At 63.1% G+C, this 19,903-nt stretch carries 14 protein-coding genes and 1 other RNA gene; 8 read left to right on the forward strand and 7 right to left on the reverse strand.

Annotated elements, in window-relative coordinates; translation table 11 throughout:
* Positions 1 to 254: 254 nt before the first annotated feature.
* The 3 genes from smc to ligA all read left to right on the forward strand — a co-directional run bounded on the left by smc (position 255) and on the right by ligA (position 7,262).
* Positions 255 to 3,743 (forward strand): chromosome segregation protein SMC, encoded by a 3,489-nt coding sequence (gene smc, locus FHR27_RS05330; RefSeq protein WP_179538011.1) that lies wholly within the window; start codon positions 255 to 257, stop codon positions 3,741 to 3,743.
* A 225-nt stretch (positions 3,744 to 3,968) separates the two neighbouring features.
* A complete protein-coding gene (gene zipA, locus FHR27_RS05335) occupies positions 3,969 to 4,796 on the forward strand; it encodes a cell division protein ZipA (RefSeq protein ID WP_042553216.1) in 828 nt (275 codons plus the stop codon).
* 99 nt (positions 4,797 to 4,895) lie between these two features.
* Positions 4,896 to 7,262 (forward strand): NAD-dependent DNA ligase LigA, encoded by a 2,367-nt coding sequence (ligA, locus tag FHR27_RS05340; RefSeq protein ID WP_042553217.1) that lies wholly within the window; start codon positions 4,896 to 4,898, stop codon positions 7,260 to 7,262.
* A gap of 247 nt (positions 7,263 to 7,509) precedes the next feature.
* On the opposite strand, the gene FHR27_RS05345 is transcribed toward ligA, so the two are convergent.
* Together FHR27_RS05345 and FHR27_RS05350 are read right to left on the reverse strand one after the other, a co-directional pair.
* On the reverse strand, positions 7,510 to 9,219 hold the full coding sequence (locus tag FHR27_RS05345; protein WP_179538012.1) for an OPT family oligopeptide transporter: 1,710 nt from the start codon (positions 9,217 to 9,219) through the stop codon (positions 7,510 to 7,512).
* Between the two features lie 121 nt (positions 9,220 to 9,340).
* A complete protein-coding gene (locus tag FHR27_RS05350; RefSeq protein ID WP_013791713.1) occupies positions 9,341 to 9,619 on the reverse strand; it encodes an HU family DNA-binding protein in 279 nt (92 codons plus the stop codon).
* 290 nt (positions 9,620 to 9,909) lie between these two features.
* Here FHR27_RS05350 and FHR27_RS05355 point away from each other — a divergent pair, with 290 nt between their 5' ends.
* Together FHR27_RS05355 and ffs are read left to right on the forward strand one after the other, a co-directional pair.
* On the forward strand, positions 9,910 to 11,544 hold the full coding sequence (locus FHR27_RS05355) for a methyl-accepting chemotaxis protein (RefSeq protein WP_179538013.1): 1,635 nt from the start codon (positions 9,910 to 9,912) through the stop codon (positions 11,542 to 11,544).
* Positions 11,545 to 11,645: 101 nt separating this feature from the next.
* Positions 11,646 to 11,742: signal recognition particle sRNA small type (gene ffs / locus FHR27_RS05360), an RNA gene on the forward strand.
* A 186-nt stretch (positions 11,743 to 11,928) separates the two neighbouring features.
* On the opposite strand, the gene FHR27_RS05365 is transcribed toward ffs, so the two are convergent.
* The 5 genes from FHR27_RS05365 to FHR27_RS05385 all read right to left on the reverse strand — a co-directional run bounded on the left by FHR27_RS05365 (position 11,929) and on the right by FHR27_RS05385 (position 16,642).
* On the reverse strand, positions 11,929 to 13,209 hold the full coding sequence (locus FHR27_RS05365; protein ID WP_042553220.1) for an OprD family porin: 1,281 nt from the start codon (positions 13,207 to 13,209) through the stop codon (positions 11,929 to 11,931).
* A 138-nt stretch (positions 13,210 to 13,347) separates the two neighbouring features.
* On the reverse strand, positions 13,348 to 14,349 hold the full coding sequence (locus tag FHR27_RS05370) for a tripartite tricarboxylate transporter substrate binding protein (protein WP_042553221.1): 1,002 nt from the start codon (positions 14,347 to 14,349) through the stop codon (positions 13,348 to 13,350).
* A 62-nt stretch (positions 14,350 to 14,411) separates the two neighbouring features.
* Positions 14,412 to 15,926, reverse strand: a complete 1,515-nt coding sequence (locus FHR27_RS05375) for a tripartite tricarboxylate transporter permease (protein ID WP_042553222.1) — start codon at positions 15,924 to 15,926, stop codon at positions 14,412 to 14,414.
* Between the two features lie 12 nt (positions 15,927 to 15,938).
* Positions 15,939 to 16,406 (reverse strand): tripartite tricarboxylate transporter TctB family protein, encoded by a 468-nt coding sequence (locus FHR27_RS05380; protein ID WP_042553223.1) that lies wholly within the window; start codon positions 16,404 to 16,406, stop codon positions 15,939 to 15,941.
* Positions 16,407 to 16,456: 50 nt separating this feature from the next.
* Positions 16,457 to 16,642: a hypothetical protein gene (locus tag FHR27_RS05385; RefSeq protein ID WP_156152682.1), complete on the reverse strand. Its 186-nt coding sequence runs from the start codon at positions 16,640 to 16,642 to the stop codon at positions 16,457 to 16,459.
* 331 nt (positions 16,643 to 16,973) lie between these two features.
* On the opposite strand from FHR27_RS05385, the gene FHR27_RS05390 reads away from it, so the two are divergent.
* From FHR27_RS05390 to FHR27_RS05400, 3 genes are all read left to right on the forward strand, one after another.
* On the forward strand, positions 16,974 to 17,747 hold the full coding sequence (locus FHR27_RS05390) for an IclR family transcriptional regulator (RefSeq protein ID WP_179538014.1): 774 nt from the start codon (positions 16,974 to 16,976) through the stop codon (positions 17,745 to 17,747).
* A gap of 128 nt (positions 17,748 to 17,875) precedes the next feature.
* A complete protein-coding gene (locus FHR27_RS05395) occupies positions 17,876 to 18,925 on the forward strand; it encodes a Gfo/Idh/MocA family protein (RefSeq protein ID WP_179538015.1) in 1,050 nt (349 codons plus the stop codon).
* 41 nt (positions 18,926 to 18,966) lie between these two features.
* Positions 18,967 to 19,800, forward strand: coding sequence for a sugar phosphate isomerase/epimerase family protein (locus FHR27_RS05400; protein ID WP_042553226.1), 834 nt, complete (start codon positions 18,967 to 18,969; stop codon positions 19,798 to 19,800).
* Positions 19,801 to 19,903 lie beyond the last annotated feature (103 nt).

The raw sequence follows: 19,903 nt of genomic DNA on the forward strand, positions 1-19,903 counted from the left end.
GTGCTGATCCGCAAGCGGCAATGGCGAGGAGGATTCGCCGGCCTGGCGTTTTGATGCGGCCGATCGAACGGCGTTCCATCGATCTTCAGATCGGGGCACAGTCAAAACACGCTGCTGTGCTAAACTCCCCGGCCTTTCTGGTGATCGGCCAGGTCCTGTCGCCTACAAAGCATTGCGCCTTCAAGGACATATATGACGCTGTGCGCCATTAACCCATCCACTCGATTCGTTGCCGTGTCGGCGAGCTTCCCTGCATGCGCCTGAAGTCCATCAAGCTGGCGGGCTTCAAGTCCTTCGTCGACCCCACCACGGTGAACTTTCCGAGCAACATGGCGGCGGTGGTCGGGCCCAATGGCTGCGGCAAATCCAACATCATCGATGCCGTGCGCTGGGTGATGGGCGAGAGCTCGGCGAAGAACCTGCGCGGCGAGTCGATGACCGACGTCATCTTCAACGGCTCCAATACCCGCAAGCCGGTGACTCAGGCCAGCATCGAGCTGATCTTCGACAATTCCGACAACACCCTGACCGGCGAGTACGCGGCCTTCGCGGAAATCTCCATCCGCCGTCGGGTAACGCGCGACAGCCAGAACACCTATTTCCTCAACGGCGTGAAATGCCGTCGTCGTGATATCACCGATATTTTCCTCGGGACCGGCCTGGGCCCGCGCAGCTACTCGATCATCGAGCAGGGCATGATCAGCAAGCTGATCGAGGCCAAGCCGGAGGAACTGCGCAATTTCATCGAAGAAGCGGCAGGTATCTCCAAGTACAAGGAGCGCCGGCGGGAAACCGAAAGCCGCATCCGCCGCACCCAGGAAAACCTCGCGCGTCTCGCTGACCTGCGCGAGGAACTGGAACGGCAACTCGAGCGCCTGCACCGCCAGGCCCAGGCCGCCGAGAAGTATCAGGAATACAAGGCCGAGGAGCGCCAGCTCAAGGCACAGCTGACCGCATTGCGCTGGCAGGCGCTGAACGAGCAGGTTGGCCAGCGCGAAGCGGTGATCGGCAACCAGGAAATCGGTTTCGAGGCGCTGGTTGCTGAACAGCGCAACGCCGATGCCAGCATCGAGCGCCTACGCGACGGTCACCATGAGCTGTCCGAACGTTTCAACCTGGTGCAAGGGCGCTTCTATTCGGTGGGCGGTGACATCGCCCGCGTCGAGCAGAGCATTCAGCACGGCCAGCAGCGCCTGCGCCAGTTGCAGGACGATCTGCGCGAAGCCGAGCGCGCGCGCCTGGAAACCGAATCGCACCTGGGCCATGACCGCACCTTGCTGGCGACCCTGGGCGAAGAGCTGGCCATGCTCGAGCCGGAGCAGGAACTCACCGCCGCTGCAGCCGAGGAGTCGGCTGCAGCTCTGGAAGAGGCCGAAACCGGCATGCACGGTTGGCAGGAGCAGTGGGACGGCTTCAATCAGCGCAGCGCCGAGCCGCGCCGCCAGGCGGAAGTGCAGCAGTCGCGCATTCAGCAGCTGGAGCACAGCCTGGAGCGCCTCAGCGAGCGCCAGCGCCGCCTGGTCGACGAGCTGCAGCAGTTGGCAGCTGATCCCGAGGATGCCGCGATCATCGAACTGGGCGAGCAGATCGCCGTTGGTGAGCTGGATCTGGAGCAGCTGCAGGAGCAGGAAGCCGAGCAGGCAGAGCGGCTGCAACAACTGCGCGAGGACCTTCAGCAGGCCGGCCAGGCTCAGCAGCAGGCGCAGGGTGAACTGCAGCGCCTGAGTGGCCGTCTGGCTTCTCTGGAGGCCCTGCAAAAGGCTGCGCTCGATCCCGGCACTGGCGCGGCAGAATGGTTGCGCGAGCACGGCCTGGACAAGCGCCCGCGTCTGGCCGAAGGGCTGCGTGTGGAGACCGGCTGGGAATTGGCGGTGGAAACCGTACTCGGCGCCGACCTGCAGGCCGTGCTGCAAGATGATTTCAGCGGCCTGGACTTTTCCTCCCTCGAACAGGGCGAGCTGCGCCTGGTGTCGACCGGAAGCGATGGCCAGCGCATCGCCGGCAGCCTGCTCGACAAGATCGAATCACCGGTCGACCTGGCTCCCTGGCTGGGGCGTGTGCGCCCGGTCGAGAGTCTCGAGCAGGCCTTGGCCGAGCGCGCCGGGCTGGCCTCTGGTGAAAGCCTGGTTAGCCGCGACGGTTACTGGGTCGGTCGGCATTTTCTGCGCGTACGGCGTGCCAGCGAGGCGCAGAGCGGCGTGCTCGCCCGCGGTCAGGAGCTGGAAAGCCTGGGCCTGGAGCGCGAAGAGCGCGAAGCCGCATTGGCGCTGCTCGACGAGCGCCTGCAGGGCTTGCGTGAGCGTCAGCGCCATGAAGAAGAATTGCGCGAGCAGCAGCGTCGTCAGTTGCAGGATCAGGCGCGGCGCCTCGGCGAGCTGAAGGCACGTCTGTCCGCTGGCCAGGCCAAGGCCGAGCAGTTGCTGCTACGTCGTCAGCGTATCGAGGCCGAGCAGCAGGAGTTGGGCGAGCAGCGTGCGCTGGAAACCGAACAGCTCGGCGAATCGCGCCTGTATTTGCAGGATGCGCTGGATAGCATGGCCCTCGACAACGAGCAGCGGGAAAGCCTGCTGGCCAGTCGCGACGCCTTGCGCGAGCGGCTCGATCGGGTGCGTCAGGACGCCCGCCAGCACAAGGACCATGCCCACCAGTTGGCGGTACGCCTGGGCTCGCTGCGCGCCCAGCACGATTCCACGCGCCAGGCGCTGGAGCGCCTCGAGCTGCAGTCCGAGCGCCTGCATGAAAAACGCGAGCAGCTGGATCTGAATCTGGAAGAGGGTGCCGCTCCGCTGGAAGAGCTGCGCCTGAAGCTCGAAGAGTTGCTCGAGCGACGCATGGGGGTCGAAGAGGAGTTGCGCTTGGCGCGCCTGGCTCTGGAGGATGCCGACCGCGAACTGCGTGATGCCGAGAAGCGCCGCACCCAGGCCGAGCAGCAAGCGCAGTTGCTGCGTGGCCAACTGGAGCAGCAGCGTCTGGAGTGGCAGTCGCTGAACGTGCGCCGCAAGGCCCTGCAGGATCAGTTGCAGGAAGACGGCTACGATCTGCATGGGGTGCTCGCCACGCTGCCCGAGGGCGCCAGCGAGAACGCCTGGGAGCAGACGCTGGAGCAGATGGCGGCACGCATCCAGCGTCTTGGCGCGATCAACCTGGCGGCCATCGAGGAGTACCAGCAGCAATCCGAGCGCAAGCGCTATCTGGACGCCCAGGACGCCGACCTGGTCGAAGCGCTGGATACCCTGGAAAATGTCATCCGCAAGATCGACCGGGAAACCCGCAACCGTTTCAAGGAAACCTTCGACCAGATCAACGCCGGGTTGCAGGCGTTGTTCCCGAAAGTTTTCGGCGGCGGCAGCGCATATTTGGAACTCACCGGCGAAGATCTACTCGATACCGGGGTGACCATCATGGCGCGTCCGCCGGGCAAGAAGAACAGCACCATCCATTTGCTGTCCGGCGGCGAGAAGGCACTGACGGCGCTGGCGCTGGTATTTTCGATCTTTCAGCTCAATCCGGCCCCGTTCTGCATGCTCGACGAGGTGGACGCGCCGCTCGACGATGCCAACGTCGGACGGTACGCGCGGCTGGTCAAGGAGATGTCGGCGACCGTGCAGTTCATCTACATCACCCACAACAAGATCGCCATGGAAATGGCCGATCAACTGATGGGGGTGACCATGCACGAGCCCGGTTGTTCGCGATTGGTGGCGGTGGATGTCGAGGAGGCATTGGCGATGGTTGACAGCTGATGCGCGGTTACACAGATTCTGTTGCGTAAAAACTGGCTGGAGTGGCGGTTTTACAGCGTTTTGCCGGTGTAAAGTTGCCTTTCGTCGTGCTAGCTTAACGCCCACTTTTGTTGCACGTGGGAAAACGCCATTCAGAACATGGAGTTGGCGCCACGTTTCAAGGTCATCGATACGGGCCAGGACGCCTTTTTTAATCAATTTTTGCTTTAGGGGTCAGGACATTTCATGGAATTCGGTCTACGCGAGTGGCTGATCATCATCGGCATCATCGTCATCGCCGGCATCCTCTTCGACGGGTGGCGGCGGATGCGCGGTGGCAAGGGCAAGCTCAAGTTCCGGCTGGATCGCAGCGTGTCGAACCTGCCGGATGACGAAGGGGATCCCGACGTGCTCAGCCCGCCACGGGTGATCGAGCGCAATCACGAGCCATCGCTGGACGAGGACGATCTGCCGTCGCTGAGCGCGCGGGACGTCAACAGCCGTCGTCGCGGCGAGCCGCGTCAGGGTGACCTGGACCTGGTCGCCGACGAGCCGGTGCCCATGCTGCTGACTCCAGTCGAAGACGAAGACACGGGCCGCGACAGCCTGTCCGCCAAGTCCGTCAACAAGGATCAGGCGCCGGTAGACGAAGTGCTGGTGATCAATGTCATCGCCCGCGACGAGCAGGGCTTCAAAGGGCCAGCATTGCTGCAGAACATTCTGGAAAGTGGCCTGCGTTTCGGCGAAATGGATATCTTCCACCGTCACGAAAGCATGGCTGGCAACGGCGAGGTGCTGTTCTCCATGGCCAACGCACTGAAACCCGGTACGTTCGATCTGGACGACATCGAAGGTTTCAGCACCCGAGCGGTGAGCTTCTTCCTTGGCCTGCCAGGCCCGCGCCATCCCAAGCAGGCCTTCGACGTGATGGTCGCCGCGGCGCGCAAGCTGGCTCACGAGCTCAACGGTGAGCTGAAAGACGATCAGCGCAGCGTACTCACTGCACAAACCATCGAACACTACCGTCAGCGTATCGTCGAATATGAACGCCGACTGTTGACCCAGAAGCGCTAAGCAGCCACTGCAAGCTGCGAGCCCCAAGCTACAAGCCGCGCGCTTGGCTTGGGGTTTTTCATTTCTGTGTTGCCGTCGTACCTTGTCGAGAACTACCCCATGAAAGACTCCGCCCAACGCATCCTCGAACTGCGCACCGAACTGGATGTGCACAACTACCGCTATTACGTGCTCGACGAGCCGAGCGTGCCGGATGCCGAGTACGATCGACTGTTCCGCGAGCTGCAAGCGCTCGAAACCGAGCACCCGGAGCTGGTGACACCCGATTCGCCAACCCAGCGGGTGGGTGGCGAGGCGCTCAGCGCCTTCGGTGAAGTGCGTCATGAGGTGCCGATGCTCAGCCTTGGCAACGCCTTCGAAGAAGATGACCTGCGCGCGTTCGACCGCAGTGTGCAGAGCGGTCTCGGTTTGCAGGGCGGCGATCTGTTCGGTGGTGGTGTGGACGTCGAATACAGCTGCGAGCCCAAGCTCGACGGCCTGGCGGTGAGCCTGCTGTATCGCGATGGCAAGCTGGTGCGTGGTGCTACCCGGGGGGACGGCACCACCGGTGAAGACATCAGCGTCAACGTGCGCACCATCCGCAATGTTCCGCTCAAGTTGCAGGGCAGCGGCTGGCCGGATGTGTTGGAAGTGCGGGGGGAAGTGTTCATGTCCCGCGCCGGTTTCGAGCGGCTCAATGCCAGCCAGGCCGAGATCGGTGGCAAGACCTTCGCCAACCCTCGCAACGCGGCGGCTGGCAGCCTGCGTCAGCTGGACTCGAAGATCACCGCCAGCCGTCCGCTGGAGTTCTGCTGCTATGGGCTCGGCCAGCACAGCGCCGAACCGGCTACCACCCAGGTCGGCATGCTGCAACGTCTGAAGAGCTGGGGCATTCCCATCAGCCCCGAGTTGAAACTGGCCAAAGGTGTCGAAGACTGCCTGGCCTATTACCGCGATATCGGCGAGCGGCGCATGGGCCTGGCCTATGACATCGACGGCGTGGTGTTCAAGGTCAACAACATCGAGGACCAGCAGCAACTGGGCTTTCGCGCACGCACGCCGCACTGGGCCATCGCCCACAAGTTTCCCGCCATGGAAGAGCTGACCGAGTTGCTCGACGTGGAATTCCAGGTTGGCCGCACCGGTGCCGTGACGCCCGTCGCCCGTCTCAAGCCGGTCAAGGTGGCCGGGGTGACGGTGTCCAACGCGACGCTGCACAACATGGATGAGGTAGCGCGCCTCGGCGTGATGATCGGCGACACCGTGATCATCCGCCGCGCGGGGGACGTGATCCCGCAGGTCATGCAGGTCGTCACTGATCGTCGTCCCGAGGACGCCCGCCCGGTCGCCGTGCCTGAGCAATGCCCCGTGTGTGGCTCGGCGGTGGAGCGTACCCAGTTGATCAAGCGCAGCAAGGGCCGCGAAACGGTCAGCGAGGGCGCGGTGTATCGCTGCGTCGGGCGCCTGGCCTGCGCGGCTCAGCTCAAGCAGGCGATCATTCATTTCGTTTCGCGTCGCGCCATGGACATCGAAGGCCTGGGCGAGAAAAGCGTTGAGCAACTGGTGGACGAAGGCCTGGTAGGCTCGCCCGCCGATCTCTACACCCTGCAGTTCGAACAGATCGTCGGCCTCGAAGGCTTCGCGGAGGTCTCCAGCCGCAAGCTGCTCGATGCCATTGCCGACAGTAAGCGACCCGCCCTGGCACGCTTCATCTATGCGCTGGGCATTCCCGATGTCGGCGAGGAGACGGCCAAGGTGCTGGCGCGTTCCCTGGGCTCCCTGGAGCGGGTTACCCAGGCGCTACCCGAGGTGCTGACCTACCTGCCTGATGTCGGTCTGGAGGTCGCCCACGAGATTCACAGCTTCTTCGAGGACGCGCACAACCAGACCGTCATCGAGCACCTTCTCGAGCGTGGCCTGGAACTGCAGGATCAGGGCGAGCTGTCCGCCGAGTTCGCGGCCAGTACGACACTGGGCGGGCTGCTCGACAAGCTGAACATCCCCTTCGTTGCGGTGACCGGCGCGAAGAACCTGGCGGAGCGCTTCAAGAGCCTCGACGGCGTGATCGCTGCCGACTGGCTCGACCTGAGTGCCATGAAAGGGCTCAACGAAAAGGCCAAGCAATCGGTGCGGGAGTTCTTCTCCAACGCTGAAAATGTCGAGCGGGCACGGGCCATCGAAGCGCAACTGCGTGATTTTGGCATGCACTGGGAATGCGAGAAAAAGGTGGTCGAAGGCCTGCCGCTGGCCGGTCAGACCTGGGTGCTCACCGGCAGCCTGGAAGTGATGAGCCGCGATATCGCCAAGGACAAGCTCGAAGCCCTGGGCGCCAAGGTCGCCGGCTCGGTATCGGCGAAGACCACCTGCGTGGTCGCCGGCCCCGGCGCCGGCTCGAAGCTGGCCAAGGCTAACGAGCTGAACGTTGCCGTGCTCGATGAGCAGACCTTCATCGCCAGGTTGGCGGATTACGGCATCGGCACCGAGTAAGGGCTTCATGCCACGACCCCCGCGGTGAATGACTCGGGCAATCTCGATACCGAGATGTATCCACCATTCGCCCCGGGGGCGGAGCTCCTGCAAACGCGCTGCATGGCACCGCGACCGTGTAGGAGCCGGCTTGCCGGCGAATGGCGGGCATGCCTCGGTTCTGCGTGATGACCGCAATCGTTCTGGCCCGCAGCGGGCTCCTACGGTGTATGGCTTGTTTGCGAGCCGGCTCGCCCGGTATCGAGCCTCAGCCGCCCGCGAACATCATCCAGAACGATGTGCCAACACCGACGACGCTTTCCCCGGCCACCAAGCCTGCCGCTGCGGCGATGGTGAAGCGCTCGCCCAAGCTCCGCCAGCGGGACTGGATTACCCAGGCGAGCAGGGCGCCCAGCGCCATCATCAGCGAGATGGAGGCGGGGATGATGAACGCCAGACCGAATGCCGCCGAGCTCGGCAGCAGGCGGGCGAAGGTCGATTGCACGGGCAGGCTGGCTTCCAGGATGCCGAACAGCACGCCGCTGAGTGCGCCGACCAGCATGGCCCAGCGGACGCTACTGTCGATCGAATCCAGGCCATAGCCCAGCACTTCGGCCACCGCTTTCCAGGTGGCCACGGCCGGGGCGGGCCATTGCTCGGTAATCAGCATGGTCTGCGGATCGGGAATCAGAATCTGATAGACCAGCACGCCGACGATGCTGCCGACGAAGATGCCCAGGCACTGGGCGACCAACTGGTTGTAGGGCTTGGCACCGATGGCATGGCCGACCCGGAAGTCATTGAGCAGATCGGTGCATTGCCCGGCAGCCCCTCCCGCGGTGTTGGCGGCCATCAGGTTGACCCCAACCTGCCCGGGAGCGATGAGGCCGAAGGTCAGCTGGGACAACTGGCCCGTGGCGCCAATCGGTGGAATACCCGTGGCGCCTACCACCCGCGCCGCCATGCAGGCGAGCGCGACCGCCAGCGGGACGCTGAGCAGCGCCATCAGCGGGTCGATATCGAACAGCAGCACCTGCAGGATGACCACCAGTAGCGATGCCAGCCCGAGCATGGCCAAAGGCAGCGTTGCCGGTGCGTGCCTGTTGCGATCGGGCGTCGCCTTGGCCAGGCGGCGGCTGACCCGGTAACGCACCGCCAGGGAAGTGAGCGTGGTGCACACCAGCAATGTCACGCCGGGCCACAGCAGCCACTCCACCAACGAGCCGAATTGCGGGCCGCTGGCGTCTGCTGCAATCGGCACCAGGCCGCTGCCGAGCAGCCAGGGTGCCAGCCCTCCCCAGGCGATCAGTGCCCCGAGTAGCAGGGAAAGGCCGACGCGAATACCGATGATCCCGCCAAAACCGATCAGCAGAGGAGAGGGGTCGAGACTGAAGGTGAGCCGCTCGAGACTCGCCGAGGGCGACCAGCGCGGCAGTGCCAGGAGGGTATCGGCCCACTTGATCAGGCCGCCGAGCAGGGCTGCCGCGCCCAGCATGTAGAGACGCTGCAGTGCGTCACGGCCGTGGTTGTAGACCTGCTGCATGGTTTCCAGCGTGGCGACCGCCTCGGGAAAGCGCAACCGCGTGTCCTCGACCATGCTGCGGCGCAGGTACCAGGCCACCCAGATACCCAGAAAGCTCACCGAGAACACCCAGGCCACCAACGGCAGGGTCGGCAGTTGCTGGCCGGTCAGCAGGGTATAGGCCGGTATCGGAGCGACCAAGCCACCGGAGATGATCGAGGCGGCAGCCGATGCCGTGGTCTGGTTGATGTTGCTTTCGCGCATGCTCCAGGCGGTGCCCAGGCGCCAGCGCACCAGGCTCTGCCAGATCCCGTAACTGACCAGCAGGGCGATGATCGACATGTTGAACGACCAGCCGATCTTCAGGCCGGAATAGATATTCGATGGCGTCAGCAAGGCGCCGAGCAGCACACCTGAAAACAGTGCGCGGAAGGTGAGTTCGCGGTCGGCGGGCATGGCGAACCTGCATCTGACGGATGTCGTCGTTTGAGGCGACAGGTCGGCTTGGGTTCAGTCTTATCGAGAGGGGCGTGCAGCGGGGATGCAGCGGGGCGCCTGGCGACGCCCCGCCGATGGATCAGTTGACCGCGTCGGTCAGGGCCTTGGCCGGTACGAATTTCACTACTTTCTTGGCTGCGATTTCGATGGCTTTGCCAGTCTGCGGGTTGCGACCGGTGCGGGCCGGGCGCTCGCTGACCTTCAGTTTGCCGATACCTGGCAGGGTGATTTCACCACCATTTTCCAAGGCGTCGCTGACGATCTCGCTGAGTTGGTCGAGCGCCGCACGGACGGTGGTCTTCGGCGTGTCGATGGCTTCTGCGATGTCACCGATCAATTGGTCTTTGGTAATGGCCATGTGGTTGCTCCTTGGGGATGAAAAGGTGTGGCATCGATTGATGCCCGTGAAACATAGGTAATCGACCAGCCCGTGGGCCTGGCCGATCAGGCCTCATTGTGACCCACCTGCTCTCGGTAAATTCCCGTGGCAGTGCTCAATTACGGGCATCGGCCGCAGTTTTTCCATTTATCCGGCCTTTCCCGAAGAGCGAGGACGATGATGGCTGTGTGCCTGCGCATGATGACGGATTGCGGCTATGCTGCTGGAAACGAGGTGCCAGAACCATTCACAGGTGTTCGGGGGTTGCCATGCCGCGCTTGCTCGCTGATCTCGGGTTTCGTTCGAAGATCGCTCTGCCGATCGTCTTTCTGGCTCTGTTGCTGTTGCTGATGGGCGCACTGGGCATGTGGGGCATTGCTCAGGTGGTCGACTCCAGCAATCGCCTGACGCACCGCTACCTGCCGGGTGTCAGCCTACTGCTCAACGCCGATCGTGACCTCTACCAGGCGCTGGTCGCCGAACGCAGTCTGCTGGGCGAGGTCTCCGTGGAGCATGTCGCTGACCTTCGCAAGTCACAGGTGGACAACGTCAAGCAGGCCGCCGACCGGGTCAAGGCCTATGCGCAGATGCAGCCAGGCGACGAGGCGCTGCGATTGGTCTCGGACTTCGAGCGCGCCTTCTCCAGCTGGGAGCGCACCGCCGCGCAAGTCGTGCAACTGGCTGCTACCGATCCCGCTGCCGCGTCGCGCCTCAGTTTCGGTGACGGCGAGGCGCAGTTCGATGCCATGCGTGATGTGATCGACAAGCTCGGTGAGCTGGAGGATAAGGCCGCCAACGGGCTGGGCGTTGCCGCCATTGCCCATGGTGAGCGCCTGGCCTGGCAGCAGGGTGCGGTGGTGGTTTGTGGCCTGCTGGTCTGCCTGTTGCTGATCCTCGGATTTCCTGCGCTGGTGACCCGACCGCTGCATCGGCTGCTTACCCGTATCGAGCAACTGGCCGATGGCGATGGTGATCTTCGGGTGCGCCTGGAGGTGACCTCACGTGATGAACTGGGGCGCCTGAGTCAGGCGTTCAACCGCTTTCTCGACAAACTGCAGCCGCTGATCAGCGAGGTGGGCCGTGTTACCGGTGAAGTCGCGAGCTCCGCGCAGAGCCTGGCTGGAATGGCGAGTGCCAATGACCGGCTGATCAACAGCGAGCATGCGGCGGTGGATCAGGTCAGCACGGCGGCTACCGAGATGAGCGCAGCGGTCCATGAGGTGGCGCGCAGTGCTCAGGGGGCCGCTGACGCCGTACGCAATGCAGAAACCCAGTCCCGTGACGGCGCGCGGGTGGTCGGGGCGACCATCCAGTCGATTCGGCAACTGGCGCTCGAGGTGGAAAGTGCCTCGGACAGCATCCAGTCGCTCGAGCAGGACGCAGGCAAGATCGGTGAGGTGTTGGCGGTGATCCGTGGCATCGCCGAACAGACCAACCTGCTGGCCCTCAATGCCGCCATCGAAGCGGCGCGTGCCGGCGAGCAGGGTCGCGGCTTCGCGGTGGTTGCTGACGATGTTCTGGCCCTGGCCGCTCGTACCCAGGAGTCCACCAAGGACATTCAGGACATGATTCAGCGTTTGCAGGGCGGTGTGCAGAATGCCGTCAAAGCCACCCACGCAGGCAGCGTCAAGGCGCGCGAAAGCGTTGAACAGGCTACCGGTGTCGATCAGGCTCTGAGCGATACCGGCGATTCGCTGCAGCGCATCAACGACATGGCCGCACAGATCGCCACGGCCTGCGAGGAGCAGAGCAGCGTTACCGAAGAAATCGCCCGCAACATCAGCGATATTCGCGAGCTTTCCAACGAGGCGGCGCACACCTCGCAACAGAGCACCGCGGCCAGCCAGCGCCTGTCGGAGCTGTCCAACGACCTCGCCCGGCTGGTGGGACGCTTTCGAGTCTGATGGCTCAGGTGCACGCTAAGTGCTTGAAGCAGTTGTAAGTTCGGCGCAAGCCGGTACAATGGCGCCGGCTCACTGCAAGGTGAGCAGCGTTATGGTGGCCCTGCCGGTCCCCCCGCAACGATTACCCGTGAACCTGGTCAGATCCGGAAGGAAGCAGCCACAGCGGGAACATTGTGTGCCGGGGTGTGGCTGGTAGGGTCGCCTCCATTCCAAGGCCCGCTCGGGTCGTATCTCCGCCTGTTTTCTCGACGCTCGGCACATGCCGCAGCGGCGTTTTCGTGTGTCCGTCACTTCGATCTCCATGCACCAGCAGCCGCGGCAGCCCCAAAAAAAGCCCGTCACGAAGACGGGCTGAAGGGTGACACTGGATGAGTGGTGTAAGCGTTACAGGATCGACAGCGGATAGTTGAAGATCAGGCGGTTCTCGTGGAGATCCTGGCCGACGTCACGGCGTACGTCGGAGTTACGCCAGCGCACGCTGAGGTTCTTCAGGGTGCCGTCCTGAATGGTGTAGGCCAGCTCGGATTCGCGGCCCCACTCTTCGCCATCCTTGCGGCCGTCGGCGGTGTGGATGCTGTCACCGCTGACATAGCGGTTCATCAGGGTCAGGCCCGGGATGCCAACACCCGCGAAGTTGAAGTCATGGCGTACCTGCCAGGAGCGCTCGTTCGGGGCGTCATAGCTGTTGGTGAAACCGTCGTTGACCAGGGTGCCGCCGCTGGTGCCGTCGACGCGCATGAACTTGGTGGAACCGTTGAGCTTCTGGTATGCCACGGTAAAGGTGTTGCTGCCGGTCTTCGCGGAGAAACTGCCCTGATAGACCTTGTTGTCCAGGCGGCCGGCTTTGGCCGCACCTTCGTCCTTGCCGTCGATGTAGCCGAGGTTGGCACCGAGAACCCAGTCACCTACCGGCTGGCTATGGGTCAGTTGCAGGTAGCTCTGTTGGTAGATGTCTTCCAGACGCGCGTGCCAGACACCGACCATGGTGTTGTTGCCGTTGAACTTGAATTCACCACCACCGAAGTTGAAATCATCGCCTTTGATGTTGTTGTAGGTGAGGTCTTCGCGGCTGGCGTCGTTACGCTGGCTGTTCTTCCAGAACTGACCGCCGTACAGGGTCAGGCCATCGATTTCGCTGGAGGTCAGCTGCGCACCCTGGAAGGTTTGCGGCAGGGAGCGACCGTCGTCCGCACGCAGGATCGGCAGCACGGCGAACCATTCACCGACCTTCAGCTCGGTCTTCGACAGGCGGGCCTTGGCAGCCACGGCGGTGCGGCCGAAGTCGTCAGCGGCCTGGCCGTCACCATGGATCGGCATCAGCTGGGTGTTGGCGGCACCACGATTACCGTCCAGCTTGATGCTGTACAGGCCCAGTACGTCGAGACCTACGCCGATGGTGCCGGCGGTGTAGCCGGAGCGGGCATCGAGAATGAAGCTCTGGGTCCAGCCTTCGGCCTGACCCTGACGCTCGCCGCGGATTACCGGGTCGGTGCCGTTGAGGTAGTTGCGGTTGAAGTAGTAGTTGCGCAGGCCGAGGCTGACCTTGGCATCTTCAACGAAGCCTTCGGCGTGGGCGCTCATTGGCAGGGCCAGGGAAACACCCAGCGCCAGCAGCGAGGGGGCCAGCAACAAGGGGCTGCGCACAGCGGTTGCGATCAGAGTCATGACTGTTTTTCCTGTTATCAGGACGCACTTGTCCTGCCGCCTGGGCGGAATTGTTTTCTGTCATCGATTGTTTGGAGATCGCCTGTGCAGGCGCTCCGGTGCTGCAAGGCTGGGCAGGTTGCCTGCCCAGCCAATCCATCAAGGTTGCGCAATACCGACGCTGTCAGGCGAGATTTCGATGGCCTTGGCCTTGTACATCGACCAGGCGGTAACCGACTGCCAGCGCTTGAGGAACTGCTCGGCCTCGGCGCCGTTGAGGTTCAGGCTCTGCGCACCGTAGTTCTTCAGGAAGCCCTGGAACTCTTCATTGGCAACGGCCTTGGCATAGGCTTCGACCAGTTTCTGCTTGATGTCGTCCGGCGTGTCCTTGTGCACGAAGGCGCCCCAGAACGGGCCCCACGGCAGGTACTCGCCAATGTCCGGCAGGGCTTTGGTGATCGGTTCAACGCCGGGCAGTTCGGGCACCTCTTCGGCAGCCAGTACGGCCAGCGCCTTGAGTTTGCCGGAGCGCACCAGTTCCTGGGCGGCGGCCAGGCTCAGTGGCATGAAGTCGATGTGCTTGCCCATCAGCGCGGTGATGCCGGGGCCGTCGCCACCGAAGGTCACTTCACGGACCTTCAATTCACCAACGGCGTTGACCATGGCATGTACGGTGCTTGGCAGGCCGCCGGCGCCGGTGGAACCCATGCGCAGGGTGTCCGGTTTTTCCTTGGCCGCAGCCAGCAGGTCGGCCATGGAGTTGAACGGGCTGTCGGCGTTGGTGGCGATCACCACGACGTTCTGGCCAATGATGTTGACTGGGTAGAAGTCGCTGTAGTCGAACTTGGCCAGGCCCAGTACCGGGTACAGCTGCGGGTTTTCGGCGCCCAGCAGCAGGGTGTAGCCGGTGGGTTTCTGCTGCAGCACGTAGCTGCTGCCGATCACCGCTGTGCCACCGGGACGGTTGTTGAGGATCAGCTTGGTGCCCAGTTCCTTCTCGACATAGGGCGCCAGGCTGCGCATCACGTTGTCGGTGGCGCCGCCGGCACCCCAGGGAATCACCGCCTGAATGCTGCGTTCCGGATAATCGGCGTGGGCGGGCAGGGCGAGCGTCAGGGCACTAAGGGAAAATGCGACGCCGGTAAGTAGTTGCTTGAGCATGTGGGAGACTCTCCATTGGTTGTTTTTATATATCCGTTTCCGGGCATGCGTGACGCGGTGTATCAAGGTTGAACCGATGCGGCCTTGCGCTTGCGCTTGAGCCAGCCGAACAGTGGGGTGTTGCTCAGTAGTACCAGCACCAGGGCGCTGGAAAGAATCAGCGACAGCGGACTGCTGACCATTTCGCCCAGCAGCTCGACGGGGTTGTCGCCGACCGACGCCATGGCCTGGCGGTAGGAGCTGTCCATCAGCGGGCCGAGAATGACGCCGAGAATGATCGGCCCCATCTGGAAACCGAAGGCCTTGAGGAAATAGCCGAGCAGGCCGAAGCCAAGCATCCAGTACACCTCGGTCATGCTGCTGTTCAGCGAGTAGGAACCGACGGTGCAAAGCACGAGGATCAGGGGGATCAGCACGGCCTTGGGCAGTTCCACGACCTTGGCGAACAACTTGATGCCCATCAGACCGAAGATCAGCAGGAAGATGTTGGCCAGTGCCAGGTTGCCGACGGTGAACCAGAAGATGTGCGGGTTCTCCACCATCAGCATCGGGCCGGGGTTGAGACCGTGGATGACCAGCGCGCCGATGATCACCGCAGTGACCGCGTCGCCTGGCATGCCCAGTGTCAGCATCGGCACGTAGGCGCTACCCACCGCGGCGCTGTTGGCGGTTTCCGGTGCCACCAGGCCCTCGTAGGCGCCCTCGCCGAAGGGTCGGGTCGGGTTCTTGACCGTACGCTTGGCATGGTCGTAGGCGAGCAGGGCAGCGATCTCGCCGCCGACCCCCGGCAGCACGCCAACCAGTACGCCGATCACCGAGGTGCGCAGCGACAGCGGCAGGAACTTGATCACCATCGCCAGCGACGGGATGATCTTGTCGACCTTCTGTTTCACCGCCTGGGTGCTGAGGTTGTGAAGCTGGAAGAGGGCCTCCGCCACGCCGAACAGGCCGATCATCACCACCACGTAGTGGATGCCGCCCATCAACTCCATCTGGCCCATGGTGAAGCGTCCTTCGGCGGTGACCGGGTCCATGCCGACCATGCCGATGACCGCACCCAGCGCGACCGCGAAGATGCCCTTGGCGAGGCTGCCGTCGGCCAGGCTGCCGACCAGCATCAGGCCGATGGCGGCGATCAGGAAGTAATCGCGTGGGGCGAATTTCAGCGCCAGGTCACCCAGAATCGGCGCGGCGCAGGCCAGGACCACGGTGCCGACCAGCCCACCGATTACCGACATCACCGTGCTCAGGCCAATCGCCCGGCCCGCCTCGCCCAGCTTCGCCAGCGGGTAGCCGTCGAACGAGGTGGCCACGGAGGATGGCCCACCGGGAATGTTCAGCAGGATCGCGCTGCGTGCGCCGCCGTAAACGCCACCGATGAAGATGCCGACGATCAGCGCCAGGGCGTCGTTCACATCCCAGGAGAAGGTGAAGGACACCAGGATGGATACCGCCATGGTCACCGAAAGACCGGGAATGGCGCCGATGTAGATGCCGGCGAAGGTGCCGAGCGCCGTGAGCATCAGGAGGTTGGGATCCATCCAGGCCATCAGCAGGTAAGAAAAGGTATCGCTCATGGAAGTCTCGTCTCAGGGCAGGTAGACGCTGAACGCCAGGGTGAACAGAAGATAGATGGCCAGCACCGAGATGCCGCTGGCGAGCAGTGCCGAGAGCACCTTGCCGCGCCGCAGGTAGACGATGGAGAGCATCAGGAACACGAAGGTGCTGACGTAGAAGCTTGCCCACTGGATCACTGCCAGATAAGCCACGCAAAGCAGGGTGAAAACGACGATGTGGCGGGGGAAATGCGCGTGACTGAAACGTTTCGCCGACGCTACCCAGCCTTCTCCGTGGGTGGGTTTGCCGCGCATTTCGTAGAGCACGCGCAAGGCGGCGATCAGCAGTACCGTGCTGGCGCCAAGGGGAAATGCGCCTGGCGAGCTGATCGAGGAGAAGCCGGAAATCAGGTAGGCCTGATAGAGCACGGCGATACTGAAAATCACCAGCAGCACGCAGAATGTGCGCTCACCCACCGGTATTTTTTTCGATGTAGTCATAGGTCACTCCAGAAGCAGTCCATGCTGCCCACGTTGGGGACGTACCTCGATCAGGTACGCGCGTCGTCATGACGGTGCCGCACGGCGTCTGCCCGTGAAGGCATGGCGGGCGCGAGCAGGCAGATAGCGGCGGGAGAGAGCGATGACCAGTCTTCGTTGGCGGAAGTGGCGAGGGCGCGGATGGCCCGGAGGGTCATCTGCTTTGCGCGGGCAAAGGCAATGTAGAGCTGTGGCATGGATGGCGACCTTTTTATATTTATAGGTTCAGCTGCAGAGCTTTTTCCGAAGTTCGCAGGCTTGAAGTGCGGAACCTCGATGAACATGGATCGAATACTGTGCGGTGATCCCGAGTAATTCAATTCGTCAGACGTGTTCTCGTTCGGTAACCGAACAAGAACGAACCAGTTAGTACAAATTCAGCGCTTCGATTATGGCCCGTGTTGCGCGGCTCGGCCAACCCCTGAACCTGTATGAGGGCATTACCAGCCCCCGTGGCGAATTTGCGGTGGTTCCGCATGCACGAGATTGTCTTTTAGAATCGCGCAACAGTTATCGAGGGGCAGGACCATGGCCGGTAGCCAGATAGAAAGGGCGTTGAACCTGCTGGAGAGCCTGGCGGGCGCCGGTGACGTGCCGATGCAGACGCTGGCCGAGCAGTTGCAGATTCCCAAGAGCGCCACTCACCGCATGCTCAGCGAACTGGTCCGTCTGGGCTACGTGCGCCAGGACGCGCACAGCAGCCGCTATCGGTTGTCGACCAAGCTGGTTGCCGTGGGTTTCCGCTACCTGGCCAGCAACGGCGCGGACATCGTGCAGCCGGTTCTCGACCGCCTGGCTCGGGAAAGTGGCGAGCTGGTGCGCCTGGGCGTGATCGAGGGCGAACGGCAGACCTGGATCGCCAAATCCCAGGGCGCTCGCTCCGGTCTGCGCTATGACCCGGACATGGGGCGTGATGCACCGCTGCGCTATACGGCCTCCGGCCACGCCTGGCTGGCGAGCTTGAGCGACCAGGAGGCGCTGGCGCTGGTGGCAAGCCAGCAGATAGCCGAGAACGATGAGTTCGGGCCCAATGCCCCCCACGATGATCAGCAGTTGCGCGCCTACCTTCGCCAGGCCAGGGCCAGGGGTTATGCCGCTGTGGTAGAGACATCCTCGGTCGGCACCTGTGCCTTGGCCGCGGTGATCACCCATCCTCGCCACGGCGGTGTCATCGGTGTGCTGAGCATTGCCGGACCGAGCGCGCGCATGCCGGCCGAGCGTATGGAGGAACTGGCCCCTTGCCTGATCGAATCCGCTGCGGAGCTTTCCGCCGCCAGCCAGGCGTCAGGCCTGTTCGTTTGAGCATTCAGCGATAGCGTTCGATTAACGCCCGGTGAATGAGACCGTGATTGATTAATTGTGGAACCGAGTTCTAAATTATTTCGGTGGGCGTCAGGCTTGCCCAAAATAATCAGAAAAGGACTCGCGTATTGAAACCGCCATTGCGCATTGCTCTGATCGGCGCCGGCATCATGGGCCGGCAACATCTCCATCATCTGCGCCAACTGCCCGAGGCGGTTCTCTGCGCGATCGTCGACCCTGGGCCCGAGGCGGCGCAGTTGGCGGAGGAATTCGAGGTACCTTGTTTCAGCGACCTGCAAACCCTGTTCGACAGGCGTCTGGCCCAGGCGGTGATCGTCGCCAATCCCAACGCGGCCCATGTGCCGACCGCCTTGCGCTGCATTGACGCCGGTTTGCCAGTGCTGCTGGAAAAACCGGTCGGCGTCCATCTGGACGAGGTGCGTGAGTTGGTGGCGGCCGTCGAGCGTAGCGGCGTACCGGTTCTGGTCGGCCATCATCGCCGCCACAATCCGTTGATCGGTAAAGCCCGCCAGTTGTTGCAGGACGGTGCGCTGGGGCGCCTGACCACGGTGACGGCACTGTGGCAGTTGCAGAAACCGGACAGTTACTACGAGGTCGCCTGGCGCCGCGAGCCCGGTGCGGGAATGCTGCTGACCAACCTGATCCACGACCTCGATCTGTTGCGCCATCTCTGTGGTGAGGTGGAGCAGGTGCAGGCCATTACCAGCAGCGCGGTGCGTGGTTTCGCCAATGAAGACAGCGCGGCGGTGATCCTGCGCTTCGCCAATGGCGCGCTGGGTAGCCTGACCGGCTCCGATGCAGTGGCTGCGCCGTGGAGCTGGGAGCTCACCGCAGGCGAAAATCCGGTTTACCCGCGGCAGCCTGATCAGCCGTGCTATCTGCTCGCAGGGACTGCTGGAGCACTGAGCATCCCGCAGCTCAAGCATTGGTCATATGCCACTCCCGGCGCGGGCTGGCACGAACCGTTGGAGGTTCGGAATCAGCTTTTCGACGTCGACGAGGCGCTACGTCGACAACTGGCGCATTTCATTGCCGTTGCCCGCCGTGAGGAGCCACCGTTGGTGAGCGCTGCCGATGCCGGTCGCACCCTGGCGCTTTACGAAGCCATCTGCCGGGCCGCTTGCGATGCCAGTGCTTGCACGCCCGAACGCTTCTGAGCGCTTTTCAGATCATGCGGTGCGCCGCCGAGAGAACGTCCATGAACAGCAACGAACGCATCCTTTCCCTGGCCAGCCTAACCGTCCTGGAGCTGTCTCCGCCGAAGATGGTCGAGGTGGCCGCGCGCACCGGATACAGCCATGTCGGGCTGCGCTTGATCCCGGCGACCGAGGAGGAACATCACTTCCCGCTGATCGCCGACCTCGAGCTGCGCAGGCAGACCCTCAAGCGCCTGCGTGATACCGATATGCGGGTGCTGGATATCGAGATTCTGCGCTTGAAGCCGCAAACTCGTTGCAGCGATTTCGAGGCGGTGCTCGAAGCTGGTGGCGAGTTCGGCGCGAGCGAGGTTCTGGTGGCGGGCAACGACCCAGACGAAGCACGGTTGACCGACAACTTCGCCGAGCTGTGCGACCGTGCAGCGCCCTACGGCCTGCACCCCCATCTGGAGTTCATGCCCTGGACGGACGTCGCCAATCTGCAGCAGGCAGTGCGCATCATGCAGCACGCCGGGCGTGCCAATGGCTGCGTGCTGGTAGACGCCTTTCATTTCGACCGTTCGGCCTCGCGCCTGGATGATCTGCAGCGAGTGGAACCATCGCGCCTGCGTTATGCCCAACTGTGCGATGTAGCCGGCCCGCGGCCCGATGACATGGCGGAAATTCTGCGCCAGGCACGCCATGAGCGACGCTTTCCCGGTGAAGGTGATTGTGACTTGGCAGGGCTGTTGCGCTGTCTACCGGCCACTGTTCCCTTGAGTCTGGAAATTCCTACCCGGCATTTGCTGGAGCAGGGTGTCAGTGCCGAGCAGCGGGCCAGGGCTGCTATCGACAAGACGCGGGCGTTGCTGGCACGGCTGCACGGCAACCCGTAGTCCATACTGGAGCGGCGCCGCTACAGGCTGTTGATCGAGATCAGGCTGAGCTAATAGTTAGTCAGCTACCGAATATGATGATGTCTGCTGAATCACGAGAGTT

It is taken from the genome of Pseudomonas flavescens, from assembly GCF_013408425.1.
GTDB classification, from domain to species: domain Bacteria; phylum Pseudomonadota; class Gammaproteobacteria; order Pseudomonadales; family Pseudomonadaceae; genus Aquipseudomonas; species Aquipseudomonas fulva_A.